Annotated in this window: 2 protein-coding genes; both read left to right on the forward strand. The window is 60.3% G+C overall.

The genetic code is table 11. From position 1 onward, the window contains the following. Window positions 1-749, forward strand: a 749-nt coding sequence (locus tag ABLQ08_RS32405) for an electron transfer flavoprotein subunit beta/FixA family protein (RefSeq protein WP_352950910.1), incomplete at its 5' end; no start/stop codon positions are given. 23 nt (window positions 750-772) lie between these two features. Further along, the gene (locus tag ABLQ08_RS32410) at window positions 773-1,705 is read left to right on the forward strand and encodes an electron transfer flavoprotein subunit alpha/FixB family protein (protein ID WP_352950911.1); all 933 of its coding nucleotides are present in this window, start codon (window positions 773-775) and stop codon (window positions 1,703-1,705) included. Window position 1,706: the final 1 nt, after the last annotated feature.

Consider the following 1,706-nt stretch of genomic DNA (forward strand, 5'->3'; position numbering starts at 1 on the left):
TGAAAATCCTCGTACCCGTTAAGCGGGTCATCGATTACAACGTGAAAGTTCGCGTCAAGCCGGACGGTTCAGGTGTCGATCTTGCCAACGTCAAGATGTCCATGAACCCGTTTGATGAAATCTCCGTCGAAGAAGCTCTTCGCCTGAAGGAAGCCGGAAAGGCGACTGAGGTTATTGTCGTGTCGGTTGGCCCGCAACAGGCAACGGAAACCCTTCGGACCGGTCTTGCCATGGGCGCAGACCGCGGCATTCTGGTGAAGACCGACGAAACCACCGAGCCGCTGGCGGTTGCCAAGATCCTCAAGGCCATCGTCGAAGCCGAAGAGCCGGGTCTGGTGATCCTCGGCAAGCAGGCCATCGATGACGACTGCAACCAGACCGGCCAGATGCTGGCAGCGCTTCTGGGCTGGAGCCAGGGCACCTTTGCTTCCAAGGTCGATCTGGGAGAAGGCACAGCCGATGTCACCCGTGAAGTCGATGGTGGCCTGCAGACCGTCAAGCTGAAACTCCCGGCCATCGTGACCACGGACCTGCGCCTCAACGAGCCGCGCTACGCCTCCCTGCCGAACATCATGAAGGCGAAGAAGAAGCCGATCGACGAAAAGACCCCGGAGGATTTCGGTGTCGACGTCGCACCGCGCCTGACGGTTGTCACCACTTCTGAACCGCCTGCGCGTCAGGCCGGTATCAAGGTGAGCTCCATCAGCGAGCTTGTCGACAAACTCAAGAACGAGGCCGGCGTCCTTTAGGACCCGTCGCAGGAGGAAAACAAATGACAACACTTCTTGTGGCTGAACATGCCGGTGGCGTTCTGAGCGACGCAACGGCAAAAGCAATGACCGCAGCTGCCGCGCTCGGTTCCGACGTCCATGTTCTGGTCGCCGGCAAGGGCGTTCCGGGTGTCGCCGAAGCTGCTGCAAAGCTGTCCGGTGCCGCCAAGGTTCTGGTTGCCGAAAGCGATGCGCTCGAGCATCAGCTGGCCGAACCGCTGGCCGATCTGATCGTCGGCATGGCCGGTGACTATGACGCAATCGTTGCTCCGGCAACCGCGAACGGCAAGAACACTCTGCCGCGGGTTGCGGCTCTTCTGGACGTCATGCAGATTTCCGACATCACGGCCGTTGTCGATGCGGACACCTTTGAGCGTCCGATCTATGCCGGTAACGCGATCCAGACGGTCAAGTCGGGCGATCCCAAAAAAGTGATCACCGTGCGGACTTCCACTTTCGCGGCCGCGGAAGAAGGCGGTTCTGCGGCGATCGAAACCGTCGCGGGCACGGATGGCACCGGTCTGTCGGAGTTTGTCGGCGAGGAGCTTTCCAAGTCCGACCGTCCGGAACTGACGTCTGCGAAGATCATCATTTCCGGTGGCCGTGCGCTCGGATCCGAAGAGAAGTTCCAGGAAGTCATCATGCCGGTTGCCGATGCTCTCGGTGCCGCGGTTGGTGCATCGCGTGCAGCGGTTGATGCCGGTTACGCGCCGAACGACTGGCAGGTCGGCCAGACCGGTAAGGTCGTTGCTCCGGACCTTTACATTGCCTGCGGCATCTCGGGTGCGATCCAGCACCTGGCAGGCATGAAGGACTCCAAGGTGATCGTCGCGATCAACAAGGACGAAGAAGCCCCGATCTTCCAGGTGGCAGACTACGGTCTCGTCGCCGATCTGTTCGAGGTGCTGCCCGAATTGAAGGCTGCCGTCGAATAAG

This window comes from Roseibium sp. SCP14, assembly GCF_040329475.1.
In the GTDB taxonomy this organism is placed as follows: Bacteria; Pseudomonadota; Alphaproteobacteria; order Rhizobiales; family Stappiaceae; genus Roseibium.